The organism is Enterobacter sp. AC1, assembly GCF_050434705.1.
Classification (GTDB): domain Bacteria; phylum Pseudomonadota; class Gammaproteobacteria; order Enterobacterales; family Enterobacteriaceae; genus Enterobacter; species Enterobacter cloacae_L.
Genome location: NZ_JBNDIZ010000007.1, coordinates 16,957 through 36,890, shown reverse-complemented (window position 1 = coordinate 36,890; position 19,934 = coordinate 16,957). Strand labels below are relative to the sequence as shown.

The window sequence follows — 19,934 nt, the reverse complement described above, 5'->3', positions numbered from 1 at the left end:
ATGGACCAAAAACGTCTTACACACCTGCGGCAGCTCGAAGCGGAAAGTATCCATATTATCCGCGAAGTGGCCGCCGAGTTTTCTAACCCGGTGATGATGTACTCCATCGGTAAAGATTCCAGCGTCATGCTGCATCTGGCGCGTAAAGCGTTTTATCCAGGTACGCTGCCGTTCCCGCTGCTGCACGTGGATACCGGCTGGAAATTCCGCGAAATGTACGAGTTCCGCGACCGTACCGCGAAAGCCTACGGCTGCGAGCTGCTGGTGCATAAAAACCCGGAAGGGGTGGCGATGGGCATTAACCCGTTCGTGCACGGCAGCGCCAAGCACACCGATATCATGAAAACCGAAGGGCTGAAGCAGGCGCTGAATAAATACGGTTTTGATGCGGCCTTCGGCGGCGCGCGCCGTGACGAAGAGAAGTCCCGCGCCAAGGAGCGTATCTACTCCTTCCGCGACCGCTTCCACCGCTGGGACCCAAAAAATCAGCGCCCGGAGCTGTGGCACAACTACAACGGCCAGATCAACAAAGGCGAAAGCATTCGCGTCTTCCCGCTCTCTAACTGGACCGAGCTGGATATCTGGCAGTACATCTATCTGGAAAACATCGAGATCGTTCCGCTGTATCTGGCCGCCGAGCGTCCGGTGCTGGAGCGCGACGGCATGCTGATGATGATTGATGACGATCGCATCGACCTGCAGCCGGGTGAAGTGATCAAACAACAGATGGTGCGCTTCCGTACCCTCGGCTGCTGGCCGCTGACCGGCGCGGTGGAATCCAGCGCGCAGACGCTGCCGGAGATCATCGAAGAGATGCTGGTGTCGACCACCAGCGAGCGACAGGGGCGCGTGATTGACCGCGACCAGGCAGGCTCCATGGAGCTGAAGAAACGTCAGGGTTATTTCTAAGGAGCCGCCATGAACACCACTATTGCTCAACAAATTGCCAACGAAGGCGGCGTGGAAGCGTATCTGCACGCGCAACAACATAAAAGTCTGCTGCGTTTTCTGACCTGCGGCAGCGTGGATGACGGGAAAAGCACCCTGATTGGCCGCCTGCTGCACGATACGCGCCAGATTTACGAAGATCAGCTCTCTTCCCTGCACAACGACAGTAAACGTCACGGTACCCAGGGTGAAAAGCTGGATCTGGCGCTGCTGGTGGATGGCCTGCAGGCGGAGCGCGAGCAGGGCATCACCATCGACGTGGCTTACCGCTACTTCTCAACCGAGAAGCGCAAATTTATTATCGCCGACACCCCGGGGCACGAGCAGTACACCCGTAATATGGCGACCGGTGCGTCGACCTGCGACCTGGCAATCCTGCTGATCGACGCCCGTAAAGGCGTGCTGGATCAGACCCGTCGCCACAGCTTTATCTCCACGCTGCTGGGGATCAAACACCTGGTGGTGGCGGTCAACAAGATGGATCTGGTGAACTTCAGCGAAGAGAAGTTCGAGGAGATCCGCCAGAGCTACCTGACCTTTGCCGAACAGCTGCCGGGCAACCTGGATATTCGCTTTGTACCGCTCTCGGCGCTGGAAGGGGATAACGTTGCCTCCCAGAGCGCGAACATGCCGTGGTACAGCGGCCCGACGCTGCTGGAAGTGCTGGAAACCGTTGAAATTCAGCGCGTGGTCGACACCCAGCCAATGCGCTTCCCGGTACAGTACGTGAACCGTCCTAACCTCGATTTCCGCGGCTTCTCCGGCACCCTCGCGTCAGGTTTCGTGAAGGTCGGCCAGCGCGTTAAGGTGCTGCCATCCGGCGTGGAATCGACCATCGCCCGCATCGTCACCTTCGACGGTGACCTGCAGGAAGCGGGCGCCGGTGAAGCAGTAACGCTGGTGCTGAAAGACGAGATTGATATCAGCCGGGGCGACCTGCTGGTGGACGCTCAGGAAACGCTGGCGGCGGTGCAGGGGGCGTCCGTGGACGTGGTATGGATGGCGGAGCAGCCGCTGACCGCGGGCCAGAGCTACGACATCAAAATTGCCGGCAAGAAAACCCGCGCCCGCGTGGACGGTATTCAGTTCCAGGTGGACATCAACAACCTGACCCAGCGCGAGGTCACCGAGCTGCCGCTGAACGGCATTGGTCTGGTCGATCTGACCTTCGACGAACCGCTGGTGCTGGATCCGTATCAGCAGAACCCGGTGACGGGGGGGCTTATCTTTATCGACCGCCTGACGAATGTCACCGTCGGCGCAGGAATGGTGCGCGAGCCAAACGAGCAGGTGAGCGTGGCATCTGAATTCAGCGCTTTCGAGCTGGAACTGAACGCGCTGGTGCGTAAGCACTTCCCGCACTGGGGCGCGCGCGATCTGCTGGGAGGCAAGTAATGGCTGCCCATGATGAGAACGTCGTCTGGCATCCTCATCCGGTGACCGTCGCCCAGCGCGAGCAGCTCCACGGTCACCGTGGGGTTGTGCTGTGGTTTACCGGGCTCTCCGGCTCGGGTAAATCGACGGTTGCAGGCGCGCTGGAAGAGGCGTTGCATCAGCAGGGCGTAAGCACGTACCTGCTGGACGGCGACAACGTGCGCCACGGCCTGTGCAGCGATTTAGGATTCAGCGATGACGATCGTAAAGAGAACATCCGCCGGGTGGGCGAAGTGGCCAGCCTGATGGCCGACGCCGGGCTGGTGGTATTGACCGCGTTTATCTCTCCGCACCGCGCCGAGCGCCAGATGGTGCGCGAGCGCGTGGGTCAGGATCGCTTTATCGAAGTGTTTGTCGACACCCCGCTGGAAGTTTGCGAAGCCCGCGATCCGAAAGGGCTGTACAAAAAAGCCCGTGCCGGTGAACTGCGCAACTTCACCGGAATTGACGCGGTATACGAAGCGCCTGAATCGCCTGAAATTCACCTGGAGGGTCAACAATTGGTAACAAATTTAGTAAGCCAATTATTAGACCTGCTCAGACGGGACGATATTATCAGATCCTGAGACGGTATCGTTCGGGAGCTGTCTTCCCGAACGATGAGTCACGGTCACAGGATTAGCTATGCGCAACAGTGAAAATTATATTATCACCACCGGGTCGGAGCCGCTCGCAACCGACGACGAAACGACCTGGTCATTTCCTGGGGCCATCATTGGCTTCGTCTCATGGTTGCTGGCGCTTGGCATCCCGTTTCTCATCTACGGCGGTAACACGCTGTTCTTCTTTCTCTACACCTGGCCTTTCTTCCTGGCGCTGATGCCCGTGGCGGTTGTCGTTGGCATTGCGCTGCACTCGCTGCTCAACGGCAGGCTTCTGTACAGTACCGCGATCACGATTGTGACGGTGGTCCTGATGTTTGGTCTGTTATTTTTGTGGCTCATGGGCTAACTTCAGCCATAATTCAAACCGTAACCAACTGTGTGACGATATTGTGCAGGACGATTCTGCGGAAAAAATGTGGTACATTTGCCCGCGATGTTGCGGCATCTCTGTTACCCCGGCGTAGTGCTCTGGGGAAGTCTTGGGATGATGATGCCGTTTTTCAGGGGGCAGGATGGGTAAACTAACGCTGCTGTTGCTGGCTTTGCTAATCTGGCTGCAATACTCGCTGTGGTTCGGTAAGAACGGACTGCACGACTATAGCCGGGTGAGCGATGACGTCGCGGCTCAGCAGGCAACAAACGCCAAACTTAAGGCGCGAAACGATCAACTCTTTGCTGAAATTGATGACCTCAATGGCGGGCAAGAGGCGATTGAGGAACGCGCACGCAATGAACTCAGTATGACTAAGCCGGGCGAAACCTTTTATCGTCTGGTTCCGGATGCGTCTAAACGCAATCAGGGCTCAGCACAGAACAATCGATAATCAGGCCCAGGATTACGACATGGCAGCAACTTTTTCGGACGTATGTGCCGTGGTGCCGGCCGCAGGTTTTGGCCGGCGCATGCAAACAGAATGTCCCAAGCAGTACCTCTCTATTGGCGATAAAACGATCCTCGAGCACGCCGTGGCGGCGCTGCTGGCGCACCCCAGGGTGACGCACGTGGTCATCGCCATCAGCCCGGGCGATGCGCGCTTCGCGCAGCTACCGTTGGCAAATCACCCGCAGATTACCGTTGTCGACGGCGGTGCCGAGCGCGCCGATTCCGTGCTGGCGGGCATTCAGGCTGCCGGAAACGCGCAGTGGGTGCTGGTGCATGACGCGGCGCGACCGTGCCTGCACCAGGACGATCTGGCGCGCCTGCTGGCGCTGAGTGAAACCAGTAACGTGGGCGGCATTCTCGCCGCCCCGGTGCGCGACACCATGAAGCGTGCCGAGCCGGGCAAGCGGGCTATCGCCCACACCGTTGAGCGCGTCGATTTATGGCACGCGCTGACGCCACAGTTTTTCCCTCGCGAATTACTCCACGACTGCTTAACGCGTGCCCTGACTGAAGGGGCGACCATTACGGACGAGGCCTCTGCGCTGGAGTATTGCGGTTTCCACCCAGCGCTTGTTGAAGGGCGTGCTGATAATATTAAAGTGACGCGTCCCGAGGATTTGCAGCTCGCGGAATTCTATCTTACCCGTTCGACCCATCAGGAGAAGGCATAATGCGAATTGGACACGGTTTTGATGTACACGCCTTTGGCGGAGAAGGCCCAATTATCATTGGCGGCGTGCGCATTCCTTATGAAAAAGGACTGCTGGCCCATTCTGATGGTGACGTGGCGCTGCATGCCCTGACCGACGCGCTGCTCGGCGCGGCCGCGCTGGGGGACATCGGCAAGCTGTTCCCGGACACCGACCCGGCGTTTAAAGGCGCTGACAGCCGCGAGCTGCTGCGCGAAGCGTGGCGCCGCATTCAGGCTAAGGGCTACACCCTCGGCAACGTCGACGTGACGATCATCGCCCAGGCGCCGAAAATGCTGCCGCATATTCCGCAGATGCGCGTGTTTATTGCGGAAGATTTGGGCTGCCATATGGACGACGTCAACGTTAAAGCGACGACCACCGAGAAGCTGGGCTTTACCGGCCGCGGCGAAGGGATTGCCTGTGAAGCCGTGGCGCTGCTGGTGAAGGCGAGCAAATGACAGATTTCGACAACCTGACATACCTGCACGGTAAACCACAGGGGAACGGGGTGCTGAAAGCCAGCCCTGAAGACTTCCTCGTGGTGGAGGATCTGGGCTTTGAGCCGGATGGCGAAGGCGAACATATCCTGGTGCGTATTCTGAAAAATGGCTGCAATACCCGTTTCGTGGCCGATGCGCTGGCAAAATTCCTCAAAATTCACGCTCGCGAAGTCAGCTTTGCCGGGCAGAAGGATAAACACGCCGTCACTGAACAGTGGCTCTGCGCGCGCGTTCCGGGCAATACGATGCCTGATTTAAGTAAATTTGAGCTTGAAGGCTGTAAGGTACTGGAGTTTGCCCGCCACAAGCGCAAGCTGCGTCTCGGCGCGTTGAAAGGGAACGACTTTACGCTGGTGCTGCGTGAAGTGACCGACCGCGATGACGTCGAGAAGCGCCTGAGTGCCATCAGCGCGCAGGGCGTGCCGAACTACTTTGGCGCGCAGCGCTTTGGCATCGGCGGCAGCAACCTGCAGGGTGCGCTGCGCTGGGCGCAAAGCGATGCGCCGGTTCGCGACAGGAATAAACGCAGTTTTTGGTTGTCGGCGGCCCGCAGTGCGTTGTTTAATCAGATTGTGAGCGAAAGGCTGAAAAAACCGGACGCGAATCAAGTTGTTGTTGGCGATGCGCTACAATTAGCGGGACGCGGAAGCTGGTTTGTGGCAACGGCCGAAGAGATGGCCGATGTTCAGTCGCGCGTGGACGCAAAAGCGCTGATGATTACCGCCGCGTTGCCCGGTACGGGCGACTGGGGAACCCAGGGCGAAGCCCTGGCTGCTGAGCAGTCTGCCGTCGCGGATGCGCAGGCATTACAATCCTTGCTGGTGCGGGAAAAAGTCGAAGCAGCACGCCGCGCGATGCTGCTCTATCCGCAGCAGTTAAGCTGGAACTGGTGGGATGACGTGACCGTTGAGTTACGCTTCTGGCTGCCGGCAGGTAGCTTTGCCACCAGTGTTGTCAGGGAACTTATCAACACCTCGGGTGATTATGCGAATATTGCTGAGTAACGATGACGGGATCCACGCGCCAGGCATTCAGACGCTGGCGAAACACCTTCGCGAATTCGCGGATGTGCAGGTCGTGGCTCCCGATCGTAACCGCAGTGGAGCGTCTAACTCGCTGACGCTGGAGTCGTCGCTTCGCACCTTTACCTTTGAAAATGGCGATATTGCCGTGCAGATGGGCACGCCAACCGACTGCGTTTTTCTGGGCGTGAACGCGCTGATGCGACCGCGTCCGGATATCGTCGTTTCCGGTATTAACGCCGGGCCCAACCTCGGCGATGACGTGATTTACTCCGGCACCGTGGCGGCCGCAATGGAAGGGCGCCATCTCGGGTTTCCGGCGCTGGCGGTCTCGTTAAACGGCCACACACACTACGACACCGCCGCAGCGGTGACGTGTTCGATTCTGCGGGCGCTTAGCCGCGAGCCGCTGCGCACCGGGCGTATCCTTAACATCAACGTGCCGGATCTGCCCCTGAGTGACATTAAAGGCATTCGCGTCACCCGTTGCGGGAGCCGGCATCCGGCCGATCAGGTGATCCCGCAGCAGGATCCTCGCGGCAATACGCTTTACTGGATTGGCCCTCCTGGCGATAAGTGCGACGCGGGTCCGGATACCGACTTTGCCGCCGTGGATGAAGGCTATGTATCGGTTACCCCGCTGCACGTAGATTTAACCGCGTATAGCGCGCATGATGTGGTGTCGGGCTGGCTGGATCGCGCAGGAGTGAACGCGCAATGGTAAACAAACGTGTACAAACTCTTCTGGAACAACTCCGCGCGCAGGGGATCCGCGACGAGCACGTGCTTGAAGCGCTCGCCCAGGTTCCGCGTGAGAAATTTGTAGACGAGGCGTTTGAACACAAAGCGTGGGAAAACGTGGCGTTGCCCATCGGGCAGGGCCAGACGATTTCGCAACCCTACATGGTGGCGCGCATGACGGAGCTGCTGGAACTCACGCCCGACTCCCGCGTGCTGGAGATTGGCACCGGCTCGGGGTACCAGACCGCGATCCTGGCGCATCTGGTGCATCACGTTTGCTCCGTTGAGCGGATTAAAGGTTTACAGTGGCAGGCGCGTCGTCGCCTGAAACAACTTGATTTACACAATGTTTCGACACGACACGGTGATGGATGGCAGGGTTGGCAGGCTCGCGCCCCGTTTGACGCTATCATCGTGACGGCGGCCCCGCCTGAAATTCCTGCTGCACTGTTGTCGCAGCTGGATGAAGGGGGCATTCTTGTTCTGCCTGTCGGGGACGAGCAGCAGCTTTTGAAGCGCGTTCGTCGGCGCGGCGGCGAGTACATTATCGACACCGTAGAAGCCGTGCGCTTTGTGCCTCTGGTAAAGGGGGAGTTGGCCTGAGACTCGGAATTATCCAGGGTTATTAAGGCAAATTCAGCGTATGGTGTGGCGCGAAAGATTCGTACCATCACGGTAAATTTTAAGTCACTGGTAGTTAACACATTCCTGGGGGATAAATGAGCGCGGGAAGCCCTAAATTCACCATCAGCCGTGTTGCGGCATTATCACTGGTTTCGCTCTGGCTGGCAGGCTGTACAAGTTCTAACAATGCGCCTGCGCCCGTCAGTTCCGTCGGTGGAACCAGCGGCTCCGGTAACACGTCCAGCGGAATGTTGATCACGCCGCCGCCTAAAATGGGTACTGCTGCACCGCAGCAAACACCACAAATTCAGCCTGTGCAACATCCTGTTACACAGCCAATGCAGGTTCAGCCAGTCGAACAACCTGTTCAGACCCAAAATGGCCGCATAGTCTATAACCGTAAGTATGGGAACATTCCGAAAGGTAGCTATACCGGTGGCAGTACCTATACCGTGAAGCGCGGCGATACGCTGTTCTACATTGCGTGGATCACCGGGAACGATTTCCGTGACCTTGCTCAGCGCAATAACGTCCAGGCCCCGTACGGTCTGGAAGTCGGGCAAACGCTTCAGGTAGGCAACGCAACGGGTACGCCGCTCACGCCTGGCAACACCGTTTCAGCGGCCGACGTGACGGCGCAAAATAACAGCGTGAAGCCTGCACAAAAATCCACCACGGTGGTTGCTTCACAACCTGTAATTACGTATTCTGAGGATTCAGGTGATCAGACTGCTAACAAAATGTTGCCGAATAATAAAGGGACTGCGACTGTTGTCACAGCACCGGTAACGGCACCTGTGGTTAGCTCTACTGAACCGACTGCCAGCAGTATGACATCCAGTTCGCTAATCTCTGCGTGGCGCTGGCCAACTGACGGCAAGGTTATCGAAAACTTCTCTTCCTCCGAAGGGGGAAATAAAGGGATCGATATCGCAGGGAGTAAAGGACAGGCTATCACCGCGACCGCAGATGGGCGCGTTGTGTATGCCGGTAACGCTCTGCGCGGTTACGGTAATCTTATTATCATCAAACATAACGATGATTACCTGAGTGCCTACGCCCATAACGACACAATGCTGGTCCGGGAACAACAAGAAGTTAAGGCGGGGCAAAAAATCGCTACCATGGGTAGCACCGGAACCAGTTCTACACGCTTGCATTTTGAAATTCGTTACAAGGGGAAATCCGTAAACCCGCTGCAGTATTTGCCGCAGCGATAATTTGACGGGGCATGCCAGCCAGGGTGTCTCGTTCAGGGATCACGGGTAGGAGCCACCTTTATGAGTCAGAATACGCTGAAAGTTCATGATTTAAATGAAGACGCGGAATTTGATGAGAACGGAGTAGAGGCTTTTGACGAAAAAGCCTTAGTAGAAGAGGAACCCAGTGATAACGATTTGGCTGAAGAAGAGCTGTTATCGCAGGGCGCCACACAGCGTGTACTGGACGCGACTCAGCTTTACCTTGGGGAGATTGGTTACTCCCCACTGCTAACGGCCGAAGAAGAAGTCTATTTCGCACGTCGTGCTTTGCGTGGTGATGTTGCCTCGCGTCGTCGCATGATTGAAAGTAACCTGCGACTGGTCGTGAAAATTGCCCGCCGTTACGGCAATCGCGGTCTGGCTCTGCTGGATCTGATTGAAGAGGGCAACTTAGGTCTCATCCGCGCAGTTGAGAAGTTTGACCCGGAACGCGGGTTCCGTTTCTCAACCTACGCGACCTGGTGGATTCGTCAGACCATCGAACGGGCTATTATGAACCAGACCCGTACGATTCGCCTGCCGATTCACATCGTCAAAGAGTTGAACGTGTATCTGCGTACCGCGCGCGAGTTGTCCCATAAACTGGACCACGAGCCAAGCGCAGAAGAAATTGCCGAACAACTCGATAAACCGGTTGATGACGTAAGCCGTATGCTGCGTCTCAACGAGCGCATTACCTCCGTTGACACCCCGCTGGGTGGCGACTCCGAAAAAGCGCTGCTGGACATCCTGGCCGATGAAAAAGACAACGGCCCGGAAGACACCACGCAGGACGATGACATGAAACAGAGCATCGTCAAATGGCTGTTCGAACTGAACGCCAAACAGCGTGAAGTGCTGGCGCGTCGTTTCGGTTTACTGGGGTATGAAGCTGCGACACTGGAAGACGTCGGCCGCGAAATTGGTCTGACCCGTGAACGTGTTCGTCAGATTCAGGTTGAAGGTCTGCGCCGCCTGCGTGAAATCCTGCAGGGGCAAGGTCTGAATATCGAAGCGCTGTTCCGCGAATAAGCAACCTTTCGTCAAAAAAGGCCCGTCGTGAGACGGGCCTTTTTCTTTTGGGCTACGGCTGCGCCGTTTCGTGCAGCAGACGCCACGTTATTTTGTCGCCTTCCTGATTAAGCACCGCGGTTGACCAGCGTACGTTGACGGGCTGGTCCGGCCGGGTTTGCGTCTCCCGGTAGTGAAGCACTGCATCCCGATCGCCGCTCTGGATCGTGGTTAATTCATCAATGACGATCTTCAGGCCGGGACGACTTCCACGCTGTTTTTCCAGAAAACTGGCCAGGCCGTTATAGTCGACCTGCACACCGCCCGGCGGAATCATCAGAAAATCCGGGCTGAAGCGGGCGAGCAGGGCGTCGTAATCGCCTTCGCCTTTGCCTAACCAGTCCTCAAGCGCAATGTGGAGGTCGATAATGTCGTGTTCGAAAGGCGTCATGAATTCTCCTGTCGCAGCTGGGTGAGCACCTGCGTATTGTTAAGACGAAAAACGTACATTACAGGCAGTAAGGTAATGCCTGCGGCAAAAATAAACATCCCGTGCCATGCGGCGAGCGGCGGCAGCCAGATTTGCGCCAGGTTCAGCGCCTGCGCCAGCAGCAGGGCGCCGGCAAAAAAGCTCAGCTGACGATTGAGATTCCACAGGGCGCTGGCATCCGGCATATCTTCCCGGCACGTGGTCAGAAACGCGCTGCTCTGAGCCGTGCTGCTGCACAGGCTTCCTCCCGCGCCCATCAGGGTAAACGCGACGGCAGGCAGCAGCGTTGACGAGCTGACGTCAATCAAAAGCAGAATACCCGCCGCCTGCAACAGGCAGCCGATGACAATCAGCGGTCGTGGGCCGATACGGTTAAAATAACGTCCCGTCGCCGTGATGGCTATAAACGATGCCACAGACCACGGCAGCATCAGCATTCCCGTTACGGCCGGGCTCATGTTCGCCTCGTGCTGAAGATAAAACATCCCCGTGACGTTCACCCCAATAAACATGCCGGGCACACAGACGTAGACAAGCATGGAAAAACGCAAAAGCGGGTCCGCGAGCAGAGGCAGGTTTAGCAGTCTGGCCGCATTCATCGCGGGCATTTCGTGCTTAAGCCACAGGCAGGCCAGAGCAAAGGTCACGATAGCCACCGGGAGCGTGGCGAAAAATATCCATCGCCAGCTTAGCGTCTGTACCAGCAGTCCCCCGACAGCAGGAGAACAGGCGGGAGCAAGCAACGCAACCAGCATGACCGCCGAGGAGAGCCGGGCGCGTTCGTGAGGCTTAAACTGCTGCCAGGTCAGCGCCTGCCCGACGGGGATCAGTAAGCCACCTCCCACGCCCTGCAGCACGCGCCAGGCGATCAGACTTTCAAGCGTTGCAGCCAGGCCTGCCGCCGCAGAGGCTGCGCTGAACAGAAAAAGCGAGAGCAGGATGACGCGCTTTGGCCCGATGCGGCGCGTCAGCACGGCGCTGAACGGGATCACCAGCGTCAGGCCGGCAATGTACCCGTTACTGACCCAGGCAAGCGCTGAAGGCGTGGCGTTAAAATCGTGTGCCATCGCCGGAAAGGCGACGCTGGCAATGAACATATTGATCAGATCAAGAAAAAAGCCCAGCAGGTAGACTGCGGCGACTTTGCTGCGATACGTCATGGTAGATCCTCCGGTGAGGTGGCGTATCGTATCGGCCAGTGAAGCACGGATAAACCTGACAAAGCGCGATATACTGTCAAAATTATTTTGACGGTAAAAAGAGCGATGATGATTAACTTACAGCGCACGCAGATGTTTGTTGCGGTGGCCGACACCGGCAGCTTCACGGCGGCAGCGGATGCAATGGGCCTGACAAAAGCGGTGGTCAGCTTCAATATTCGCCAGCTCGAAGCTGAGCTGGGCGTCACCCTGCTGCTGCGATCCACCCGTCGCCTGACGTTAACCGAGGCGGGCGCGCTGTTTCATCAGCGCAGCGTCGCACTTCTGAAGGACGCAGAACAGTTGCAGGATGATGTCCGCGCCAACCATGCGGGGCTCACGGGGGAACTGCGGATCACGACCACGCCCGAGTATGGCTCGCAGGTCGTGGTGCCGCTGCTGGCCAGGTTTAGCCAGCAGCACCCGGATCTTCGCGTGCGTCATGTTTCGTCGTCACTGCACGCCGACCTTATCTCGGAGCGCTTTGACGTGGCCATCCGGCTGGGAACGCTTGCCGATTCACGCTACCACGCCGCGCTGATTTCGCACTTTTCCATTCTCCCCGTTGCGGCGCCCGAGTGGCTCGTTAACCATCCGGTCGAATCGCTGGCGCAGCTGTCGCAGGCCGACTGGATTATTCACGATCGCGTTGCTTCTCCGCTGCGCTGGCAGGTGAAAGATGCCGGCGGCGGGCCTGAAACGCTGGAGATTAAAAAAGCACCGCGTTTGTTTGCCGACAGCGCTCAGGCGCTCATGGCCTTTGCGCTTGCGGGAGGTGGGGTGGCGTTACTGCCGGAATGGCTGGCGCGTGATGCGCTGGATGCGGGAAAACTGGTCCCGGTTTTACCGGACTATACCTTTGCGCAGCAGGGCATCTATGCGGTCTATCCGGATGCCCGGCATGTGCCAGCGAAGGTGCGCACCTTTATTGATTTTATGCGCGCCAGCGTGAATTAACCGTGCATCATCTTTTTAATGAGGGCAGAGAATTGCTCCCGCTCGGCTTGAGAGAGACGGCCTAAAAACGCCTCATCTACCGCGTTGCCCACCGGCTTACAGCCTGCAAGCAGGGCTTCACCTTCTGGCGTCAGGAAGACAAACCGACGGCGCTTGTCTGCCGGGTCGTGCTCGCGTTTGACCAGCCCGCGCGCCTCCATGCGGCTCAGCATTTCCGCCAGGGTCGCTTTCGTGCTGACCGCCACTTCGGTCAATGCCACCTGTTCAATACCCGGATGCTCGGCAACTGAGCGCATAACCGCGTACTGCGGCTTGGTCAGTTCCGGTAAGGCATGCTGCCACTGCGCGGTATGCTGTTGAAAAAGCTGACGTAACAGGTGGAACGCCTCTTGTCTTAGTTCCATGAACACTCCGACGGAAAATATCTCCCACTATGATAGCCGCTATTGCTGCGGAATTTAACGCGGCATTTTTTAGCTATTAGTGTGATCGTGTACGAACGATCTTGTCAGAAAAACATTCCGGGAGTAGTTTATCTATAATGTTCGTGTACGAACAAATTGATTGAGGTGCTGAATGAGATTGATCGTGGGAATGACCGGGGCGACGGGCGCTCCGCTGGGCGTGGCGCTGCTGCAGGCGCTGCGGGAAATGCCGGAGGTGGAGACCCACCTGGTGATGTCGAAGTGGGCAAAAACCACCATTGAGCTGGAAACGCCCTACACCGCGCAGGACGTTGCTGCCCTGGCTGACGTTGTTCACAGTCCGGCCGATCAGGCTGCCACCATCTCCTCCGGTTCGTTTCGCACCGACGGCATGATCGTCATTCCCTGCAGCATGAAAACGCTGGCGGGTATCCGCGCCGGCTACGCCGAGGGGCTGGTGGGTCGTGCTGCTGACGTGGTGCTCAAGGAGGGGCGCAAGCTGGTGCTGGTTCCCCGTGAAACGCCGCTAAGCACCATTCATCTGGAGAACATGCTTGCGCTTTCCCGCATGGGCGTGGCGATGGTGCCGCCCATGCCTGCGTACTACAACCATCCGCAAACCGCCGATGACATCACCCAGCATATCGTGACGCGCGTGCTCGACCAGTTTGGTCTGGAGCATAAAAAGGCGCGCCGCTGGAACGGGTTGCGCGAGGCGAAACATTTTTCACAGGAGACTAAAGATGGCATTTGATGATTTGAGAAGCTTCCTGCAGGCGCTCGATGAGCAAGGGCAACTGCTGAAAATTGAGGAAGAAGTGAACGCTGAGCCGGATCTGGCGGCGGCGGCCAACGCGACCGGACGCATAGGCGACGGCGCACCGGCGCTGTGGTTCGATAACATTCGCGGGTTTACCGATGCGCGCGTGGTGATGAACACCATCGGCTCCTGGCAAAATCACGCCATTTCGATGGGGCTGCCGGCGAATACCCCGGTGAAAAAGCAGATCGACGAATTTATTCGCCGCTGGGATAAATTCCCGATCGCGCCGGAGCGCCGGGCCAACCCTGCATGGGCGCAGAATACGGTGGACGGTGAAGACATTAACCTGTTCGACATCCTGCCGTTGTTTCGCCTGAACGACGGGGACGGTGGTTTTTATCTCGACAAAGCGTGCGTTGTCTCGCGCGATCCGCTCGACCCGGATAACTTCGGCAAGCAGAACGTCGGGATCTACCGCATGGAAGTGAAGGGCAAGCGTAAGCTTGGCCTGCAGCCGGTACCGATGCACGATATCGCTCTGCATCTGCACAAAGCGGAAGAGCGTGGTGAGGACCTGCCGATTGCGATTACGCTGGGCAACGATCCGATCATCACCCTGATGGGCGCGACGCCGCTGAAATACGATCAATCCGAGTATGAAATGGCGGGTGCGCTGCGTGAAAGCCCGTACCCGATTGCGACCGCGCCGTTGACCGGCTTCGATGTGCCGTGGGGCTCAGAAGTGATCCTGGAAGGGGTAATTGAGGGCCGTAAGCGTGAAATCGAAGGCCCGTTCGGTGAGTTTACCGGTCACTATTCGGGTGGCCGTAATATGACGGTCGTGCGTATTGATAAAGTCTCGTACCGCACCAAACCGATTTTCGAATCCCTCTACCTCGGCATGCCATGGACCGAGATTGACTATCTGATGGGGCCAGCCACCTGTGTGCCGCTTTACCAGCAGCTGAAAGCAGAATTCCCGGAAGTGCAGGCGGTGAACGCGATGTACACCCACGGTCTGCTGGCGATCATCTCCACCAAAAAGCGTTACGGTGGTTTTGCTCGCGCGGTCGGTTTACGCGCCATGACCACGCCGCACGGTCTGGGCTACGTGAAGATGGTGATTATGGTGGATGAGGATGTCGATCCGTTCAACCTCCCACAGGTGATGTGGGCGCTGTCATCGAAAGTGAACCCGGCAGGCGATCTGGTGCAGCTGCCGAACATGTCGGTGCTTGAGCTTGATCCGGGATCCAGCCCGGCGGGCATTACCGACAAATTGATTATCGATGCCACCACGCCCGTCGCGCCGGACACCCGTGGCCACTATAGCCAGCCGGTACAGGATCTCCCTGAAACCAAAGCCTGGGCTGAAAAACTGACCGCCATGCTGGCAGCACGTCAATAAGGAGGAAAAGATGATTTGTCCACGTTGTGCCGATGAGCATATTGAAGTGATGGCAACATCACCGGTGAAAGGGGTCTGGACGGTTTATCAGTGCCAGCATTGTCTGTATACCTGGCGCGATACCGAGCCGCTGCGCCGTACCAGCCGCGAGCACTACCCTGAAGCGTTTCGCATGACGCAGAAGGATATTGACGAGGCACCGCAGGTGCCGACCATTCCACCGCTGCTTTAAAAAAAGCCCGGTGGCGCTGCGCTTACCGGGCCTACGGGTTTTGTAGGTCGGGTAAGGCGAAGCCGCCACCCGACAAAACAGACCGCAGAAAACTAAACCAGACTCTTCAGCCGATAAATCCACTCCAGCGCCTGTCGCGGCGTCAGGGAATCCGGGTCGAGGTTCTCCAGCGCTTCTACCGCCGGAGAGGTCTCTTCCGCGGGTGCCAGCAGCGACATCTGCGTACCGTCAATCTGCGTCGCCGCCGCGTTTGGTGACAGGCTTTCCAGTTCACGCAGTTTCTGACGCGCGCGCTTGATCACCTCTTTCGGCACGCCTGCCAGCGCCGCGACGGCCAGACCATAGCTTTTGCTCGCCGCGCCATCCTGCACCGTATGCATGAAGGCGATGGTATCGCCGTGCTCCAGCGCATCAAGATGGACGTTTGCCACGCCTTCCATTTTTTCCGGCAGCTGAGTCAGCTCGAAATAGTGGGTAGCGAACAGCGTCATGGCCTTGATTTTATTCGCAAGGCTTTCAGCACAGGCCCAGGCCAGCGACAGGCCATCGTAGGTTGACGTTCCGCGTCCGACTTCGTCCATCAGCACCAGGCTGTGCTCCGTCGCGTTATGCAGAATGTTAGCCGTTTCGGTCATTTCGACCATGAAGGTTGAGCGGCCGCTCGCCAGATCGTCCGCTGCCCCGACGCGGGTAAAGATACGGTCGATAGGGCCAATCTCCACTTTTTGCGCCGGAACGTAGCTGCCGATATAGGCGAGCAGGGCGATCAGCGCCGTCTGACGCATATAGGTACTTTTACCGCCCATGTTCGGACCGGTAATGATCAACATTCTTCGCTGCGGCGACAGGCTCAGCGGGTTAGCGATGAACGGTTCGTTCAGCACCTGCTCAACCACCGGGTGACGGCCTTCAGTGATGCGAATGCCGGGCTTGTCGGTGAAGGTCGGACAGGTATAGTTCAGCGTTTCAGCGCGTTCCGCCAGATTCACCAGCACGTCCAGTTCCGCCAGCGCGCTGGCGCTCAGCTGCAGATCGGCAAGATGCGGCATCAGCATGTCAAACAGCTCTTCATACAGCTGTTTTTCCAGCGCCAGCGCTTTGCCTTTCGAGGTGAGAACTTTGTCCTCGTACTCTTTCAGTTCAGGAATAATATAGCGTTCAGCGTTTTTCAGCGTCTGGCGACGGACGTAGTGAATCGGTGCCAGGTGGCTCTGCCCGCGGCTGATCTGTATGTAATAACCGTGTACCGCGTTATAGCCCACCTTCAGAGTGTCCAGCCCGAGGCGCTCGCGCTCGCGGATTTCCAGTTTATCAAGGTAGTCCGTCGCGCCGTCGGCCAGCGCGCGCCACTCGTCCAGCTCCTCGTTATAGCCCGGGGCAATTACGCCGCCATCGCGCACCAGAACCGGAGGCGCATCGATAATCGCGCGTTCAAGCAGCTCGCGAAGCTCGGTAAATTCGCCCATAGTTTCGCGGAGCTTCTGTACCGGCGCGCTGTCAACGTCACTCAGCTGTGCACGCAGCTCCGGCAGCTGCTGGAATGCATGACGCATTCGCGCGAGATCGCGAGGTCGTGCGGTTCGCAGAGCCAGACGGGCCAGGATTCGCTCCATGTCGCCCACCTGGCGCAGGACGGGCTGCAGATCGGTATAGCGATCCTGCAAAGCGGCAATCGTCTGCTGGCGGCAAACAAGCGTGTCGGTATCGCGAACCGGCATATGCAGCCAGCGTTTCAGCATGCGGCTGCCCATCGGCGTCACCGTACTGTCGAGGACCGACGCGAGCGTATTTTCTACGCCCCCCGCCAGGTTCTGGGTTATCTCCAGGTTACGGCGCGTGGCGGCATCCATGATGATGCTGTCCTGCTGGCGCTCCATGGTGATAGAGCGGATATGCGGCAGGGCGGTGCGCTGGGTATCCTTCACGTACTGCAGGAGGCAACCTGCCGCACACAGCCCGCGCGGGGCATTTTCAACGCCGAAGCCAATCAGATCGCGGGTGCCAAACTGCAGATTCAGCTGCTGGCGCGCGGTATCAATTTCGAATTCCCACAGCGGACGACGGCGCAACCCGCGACGACCTTCAATCAGCGCCATTTCGGCGAAATCTTCGGCATAGAGCAGTTCTGCCGGGTTGGTGCGCTGAAGTTCGGCAGCCATTGTTTCACGGTCAGCCGGTTCACTCAGACGAAAACGTCCGGAGCTGATGTCCAGCGTCGCGTAGCCAAACCCCTTGCCGTCCTGCCACAGCGCGGCCAGCAGGTTATCCTGACGCTCCTGCAGCAGGGCTTCATCGCTGATGGTGCCTGGCGTGACGATGCGTACGACTTTGCGCTCAACCGGACCTTTCGAGGTCGCCGGATCGCCGATCTGTTCGCAGATGGCGACGGACTCACCCTGATTCACCAGCTTCGCCAGGTAATTCTCTACCGCGTGATGCGGGATACCCGCCATCGGGATGGGCTCGCCTGCCGATGCGCCTCGTTTGGTCAGCGAGATGTCGAGCAGCTGCGATGCGCGTTTGGCATCGTCATAAAACAGCTCGTAAAAATCGCCCATACGGTAAAACAGCAGGATTTCAGGATGCTGTGCTTTCAGCTTCAGATACTGCTGCATCATCGGCGTATGTGCGTCGAAATTGTCGATTGTGCTCATGGAGTTATGATGTCCATTTCTTTGAAAATAAACCGTTTTGAGCGGCTCAGTGGCCGTTTGTTCCTTCTATTGTCGCATGAAAAAAAGGTACGGCGCAGAAAAATGTCGTTGCTTTACGAGGTGTCTTCCGACATAAGCTCAATGACGATTTTTCCGTGCTCCACGCCCACTCTGACCCGGGAATGGGTGGTAAACCCCGCCTGTTCAAGCCAGTCGCCTTTTAGGCTCAGCGCCGCATGCACGCTGTAACGCTTCGGTATCTTGGTATTGCGGTCTTCATGGCGCTTTCTAAAATATCCCACTTTTAAATGGCGATAGGGTTTGCTGCTCGCTCTCTCTTGCATAGGGTCTCCTGACAACACGGACAACGGTCATGTCTGATGCCTGTATAAAATACCAGTGATTGTCGGGCGGTGCAGGGCTAAAACTGGAATCAGGCTTCAGAAAACGGCATGCAATAACTGAAATTCTGCGCTTAAAGGTGTATTGTTAATGCACTTTATTATTCGGTGAGCCGTTATGTCTGGTAAACGCATATCACGAGAAAAAGAGACCATCGCGAAGATGATCGCGTTGTATGAAAAGCAGTGCCCGCAGGCTTCGCAGGACGAAGGGCATTATCAGGCGCTCAAGGCGTATGCGGAAAAGCGCCTGGATAAATGCGTTTTTGGGGAGGAAAAGCCGGCCTGCAAACAGTGTCCGGTGCACTGCTACCAGGCCGCCAGGCGCGAAGAGATGAAGCAGGTTATGCGCTGGGCAGGCCCGCGTATGTTATGGCGCCATCCCATCCTGACCGTTCGTCATCTGATTGATGACCGCCGTCCCGTGCCGGAACTGCCGGAGAAGTACCGTCCGAAAAAGTGACCGGTTCAGCGTCTCAGCGGGCGGCAAATCACGTTGAGGGCCAGCGCGCTAAAGAGCGGGAAAATTGCCAGCAGGAGCCAGGGGTATATTGCCTGCGTTGAGGGCACCAGCGCGCGATCCAGCAGATTGCCAAACAGCAAGTTTCCGGCCAGTACCGCGACGCCTCCGGCGGTAGAGAGTGCGCCGTAATGCGCCCCCAGCGTTGATTCCTCGGCGAAGCGCGGAATGAGATCTTTTGCCGATGGCACCAGCAGCATCTGTCCCAGCGTCAACAGCGTCACAAAACATACCGACGGCATAAGCCGCAGCCAGCCCTCAGGCGGTTCTGTCGTCGCAAACATCGCCACGCTCGCAAAGGCGACGGAGAGCAGCAAGAAGCCCACCGGCAGAATTCTCACCGCCCCCACGCGTCGGGCGAAGCGGGCCAGCGGAAGCTGCAAAGTGATGATCAGCACCGAGGCCAGCATAAACAGCGGGCCAAGATCTTTCTCGTTTCCGCCAGAGCGCTGGATTTCCACCGGCAGCGCCAGATAGAGCTGGTTATAGCTTAACAGCCACGAGCTGTAGGCGATGATAAAGGCAACAAAGCGCGGCTGGCGGAACGTCGTCCACCAGGGCTGTATGTTTAGCGTCTGTGAACGGCGGGGGGAAGCCGGAAGACAGAAGTACAACACCAGTAAGGCAATAATGAAAATCCCTGCACCCGCCAGCGCCACCTGGCGGAAGCCAAGCCCCGTCAGCAGGGCACCGACAACCGGGCCCAGCACCGCGCCGAGTTCACCGCAGACGGCAAAGAGGGCAAACCACTCCGCCCGGCTGCGCTTGCCTCTCGCCTCGCTTTGCGTGCCTGCTTTTGCCAGCAGTGCCTCAATCGAGGGGGAGAACAATGCGCCGCCGATACCGGTCAGGCACGCCCCAAGAATGATGGGCCAGAGTGCGTGCCCGAACGCCAGCAGCAGATAGCCCGCGACGCGAATAATGCACCCGCTCAGAATAACGACTTTCGCGCCAAACCGGTCCGAGAGCGCGCCGCCGACGATAAACATCCCCTGCTGGGAGAACGTGCGAAGGCCCAGGATCAGCCCGATAAGCCCGCCGGAGAGCAGCATATCGTCGCGCAGGAATATCGCCAGGAAGGGGACAACGGCGTAAAAGCCAATGTTAAACACAAACTGGCTTCCCAGTAAAATGGGCGGCCAGAGCGTGGTGGCAGGGCGAAGGGGCATCGTCGTTCACTCGCC

General features: G+C 57.9%; 23 protein-coding genes. 17 read left to right on the top strand and 6 right to left on the bottom strand.

Annotated features, from left to right (window positions below):
• The 12 genes from cysD to rpoS all read left to right on the top strand — a co-directional run bounded on the left by cysD (position 1) and on the right by rpoS (position 9,722).
• Positions 1-909, top strand: a complete 909-nt coding sequence (gene cysD, locus M2433_RS18390; protein ID WP_010434549.1) for a sulfate adenylyltransferase subunit CysD — start codon at positions 1-3, stop codon at positions 907-909.
• Positions 910-918: 9 nt separating this feature from the next.
• Entirely contained in the window at positions 919-2,343 is a 1,425-nt protein-coding gene (gene cysN, locus M2433_RS18385) for a sulfate adenylyltransferase subunit CysN (protein WP_429056081.1), read from the top strand.
• Positions 2,343-2,948: an adenylyl-sulfate kinase gene (gene cysC, locus M2433_RS18380; protein ID WP_021241908.1), complete on the top strand. Its 606-nt coding sequence runs from the start codon at positions 2,343-2,345 to the stop codon at positions 2,946-2,948. The genes cysN and cysC overlap by 1 nt, the downstream gene beginning before the upstream one ends.
• Before the next feature lie 58 nt (positions 2,949-3,006).
• Positions 3,007-3,333 carry a DUF3561 family protein gene (locus tag M2433_RS18375; protein WP_045286500.1) on the top strand — a complete coding sequence of 109 codons (327 nt, stop codon included), beginning with the start codon at positions 3,007-3,009 and terminating at the stop codon, positions 3,331-3,333.
• 166 nt (positions 3,334-3,499) lie between these two features.
• On the top strand, positions 3,500-3,811 hold the full coding sequence (gene ftsB, locus M2433_RS18370) for a cell division protein FtsB (protein WP_008499609.1): 312 nt from the start codon (positions 3,500-3,502) through the stop codon (positions 3,809-3,811).
• 19 nt (positions 3,812-3,830) lie between these two features.
• The gene (gene ispD / locus M2433_RS18365; protein ID WP_429056078.1) at positions 3,831-4,541 is read left to right on the top strand and encodes a 2-C-methyl-D-erythritol 4-phosphate cytidylyltransferase; all 711 of its coding nucleotides are present in this window, start codon (positions 3,831-3,833) and stop codon (positions 4,539-4,541) included.
• Positions 4,541-5,020: a 2-C-methyl-D-erythritol 2,4-cyclodiphosphate synthase gene (gene ispF, locus M2433_RS18360; protein WP_008499607.1), complete on the top strand. Its 480-nt coding sequence runs from the start codon at positions 4,541-4,543 to the stop codon at positions 5,018-5,020. The genes ispD and ispF overlap by 1 nt, the downstream gene beginning before the upstream one ends.
• Positions 5,017-6,066: a tRNA pseudouridine(13) synthase TruD gene (gene truD, locus M2433_RS18355; RefSeq protein WP_429056076.1), complete on the top strand. Its 1,050-nt coding sequence runs from the start codon at positions 5,017-5,019 to the stop codon at positions 6,064-6,066. The genes ispF and truD overlap by 4 nt, the downstream gene beginning before the upstream one ends.
• Positions 6,047-6,808 (top strand): 5'/3'-nucleotidase SurE, encoded by a 762-nt coding sequence (gene surE / locus M2433_RS18350; protein WP_429056075.1) that lies wholly within the window; start codon positions 6,047-6,049, stop codon positions 6,806-6,808. The genes truD and surE overlap by 20 nt, the downstream gene beginning before the upstream one ends.
• The gene (locus M2433_RS18345) at positions 6,802-7,428 is read left to right on the top strand and encodes a protein-L-isoaspartate(D-aspartate) O-methyltransferase (RefSeq protein ID WP_047348025.1); all 627 of its coding nucleotides are present in this window, start codon (positions 6,802-6,804) and stop codon (positions 7,426-7,428) included. Before surE ends, M2433_RS18345 begins: the two co-directional genes overlap by 7 nt.
• A 116-nt stretch (positions 7,429-7,544) precedes the next feature.
• Positions 7,545-8,669, top strand: coding sequence for a murein hydrolase activator NlpD (nlpD, locus tag M2433_RS18340; RefSeq protein WP_429056073.1), 1,125 nt, complete (start codon positions 7,545-7,547; stop codon positions 8,667-8,669).
• Between the two features lie 60 nt (positions 8,670-8,729).
• The gene (gene rpoS, locus M2433_RS18335; protein WP_008499600.1) at positions 8,730-9,722 is read left to right on the top strand and encodes an RNA polymerase sigma factor RpoS; all 993 of its coding nucleotides are present in this window, start codon (positions 8,730-8,732) and stop codon (positions 9,720-9,722) included.
• Positions 9,723-9,774: 52 nt separating this feature from the next.
• Here rpoS and M2433_RS18330 read toward each other — a convergent pair whose 3' ends face one another.
• Entirely contained in the window at positions 9,775-10,152 is a 378-nt protein-coding gene (locus M2433_RS18330) for a DUF4440 domain-containing protein (protein WP_059311751.1), read from the bottom strand.
• Complete coding sequence (locus M2433_RS18325) at positions 10,149-11,351, bottom strand: MFS transporter (protein ID WP_429056072.1); 1,203 nt, start codon at positions 11,349-11,351, stop codon at positions 10,149-10,151. Before M2433_RS18325 ends, M2433_RS18330 begins: the two co-directional genes overlap by 4 nt.
• Before the next feature lie 108 nt (positions 11,352-11,459).
• Between M2433_RS18325 and M2433_RS18320 the strand changes: the two genes are divergently transcribed.
• On the top strand, positions 11,460-12,347 hold the full coding sequence (locus M2433_RS18320; RefSeq protein ID WP_429056310.1) for a LysR family transcriptional regulator: 888 nt from the start codon (positions 11,460-11,462) through the stop codon (positions 12,345-12,347).
• Here M2433_RS18320 and M2433_RS18315 read toward each other — a convergent pair.
• Positions 12,344-12,751: a MarR family winged helix-turn-helix transcriptional regulator gene (locus M2433_RS18315; protein WP_047348029.1), complete on the bottom strand. Its 408-nt coding sequence runs from the start codon at positions 12,749-12,751 to the stop codon at positions 12,344-12,346. The two genes, M2433_RS18320 and M2433_RS18315, sit on opposite strands and share 4 nt — an antisense overlap.
• Before the next feature lie 172 nt (positions 12,752-12,923).
• On the opposite strand from M2433_RS18315, the gene M2433_RS18310 reads away from it, so the two are divergent.
• Genes M2433_RS18310 through M2433_RS18300 form a run of 3 tightly spaced genes read left to right on the top strand, consistent with a single transcriptional unit; the run spans position 12,924 to position 15,175 of the window.
• Positions 12,924-13,526: a non-oxidative hydroxyarylic acid decarboxylases subunit B gene (locus M2433_RS18310; protein WP_063430531.1), complete on the top strand. Its 603-nt coding sequence runs from the start codon at positions 12,924-12,926 to the stop codon at positions 13,524-13,526.
• Positions 13,516-14,943, top strand: a complete 1,428-nt coding sequence (locus tag M2433_RS18305) for a non-oxidative hydroxyarylic acid decarboxylases subunit C (protein ID WP_008499594.1) — start codon at positions 13,516-13,518, stop codon at positions 14,941-14,943. Before M2433_RS18310 ends, M2433_RS18305 begins: the two co-directional genes overlap by 11 nt.
• Before the next feature lie 10 nt (positions 14,944-14,953).
• Entirely contained in the window at positions 14,954-15,175 is a 222-nt protein-coding gene (locus tag M2433_RS18300) for a non-oxidative hydroxyarylic acid decarboxylases subunit D (protein ID WP_003862116.1), read from the top strand.
• 92 nt (positions 15,176-15,267) lie between these two features.
• On the opposite strand, the gene mutS is transcribed toward M2433_RS18300, so the two are convergent.
• Positions 15,268-17,829 (bottom strand): DNA mismatch repair protein MutS, encoded by a 2,562-nt coding sequence (gene mutS, locus M2433_RS18295; RefSeq protein WP_429056069.1) that lies wholly within the window; start codon positions 17,827-17,829, stop codon positions 15,268-15,270.
• A 113-nt stretch (positions 17,830-17,942) separates the two neighbouring features.
• Entirely contained in the window at positions 17,943-18,173 is a 231-nt protein-coding gene (locus M2433_RS18290) for a SymE family type I addiction module toxin (protein ID WP_429056068.1), read from the bottom strand.
• A 175-nt stretch (positions 18,174-18,348) separates the two neighbouring features.
• Here M2433_RS18290 and M2433_RS18285 point away from each other — a divergent pair, with 175 nt between their 5' ends.
• Positions 18,349-18,693, top strand: a complete 345-nt coding sequence (locus M2433_RS18285) for a nitrous oxide-stimulated promoter family protein (protein ID WP_429056066.1) — start codon at positions 18,349-18,351, stop codon at positions 18,691-18,693.
• A 5-nt stretch (positions 18,694-18,698) separates the two neighbouring features.
• Here the strand turns inward: M2433_RS18285 and M2433_RS18280 are convergent, their stop codons facing one another.
• Positions 18,699-19,919 (bottom strand): MDR family MFS transporter, encoded by a 1,221-nt coding sequence (locus M2433_RS18280; RefSeq protein WP_429056065.1) that lies wholly within the window; start codon positions 19,917-19,919, stop codon positions 18,699-18,701.
• Between the last annotated feature and the right edge of the window lie 15 nt (positions 19,920-19,934).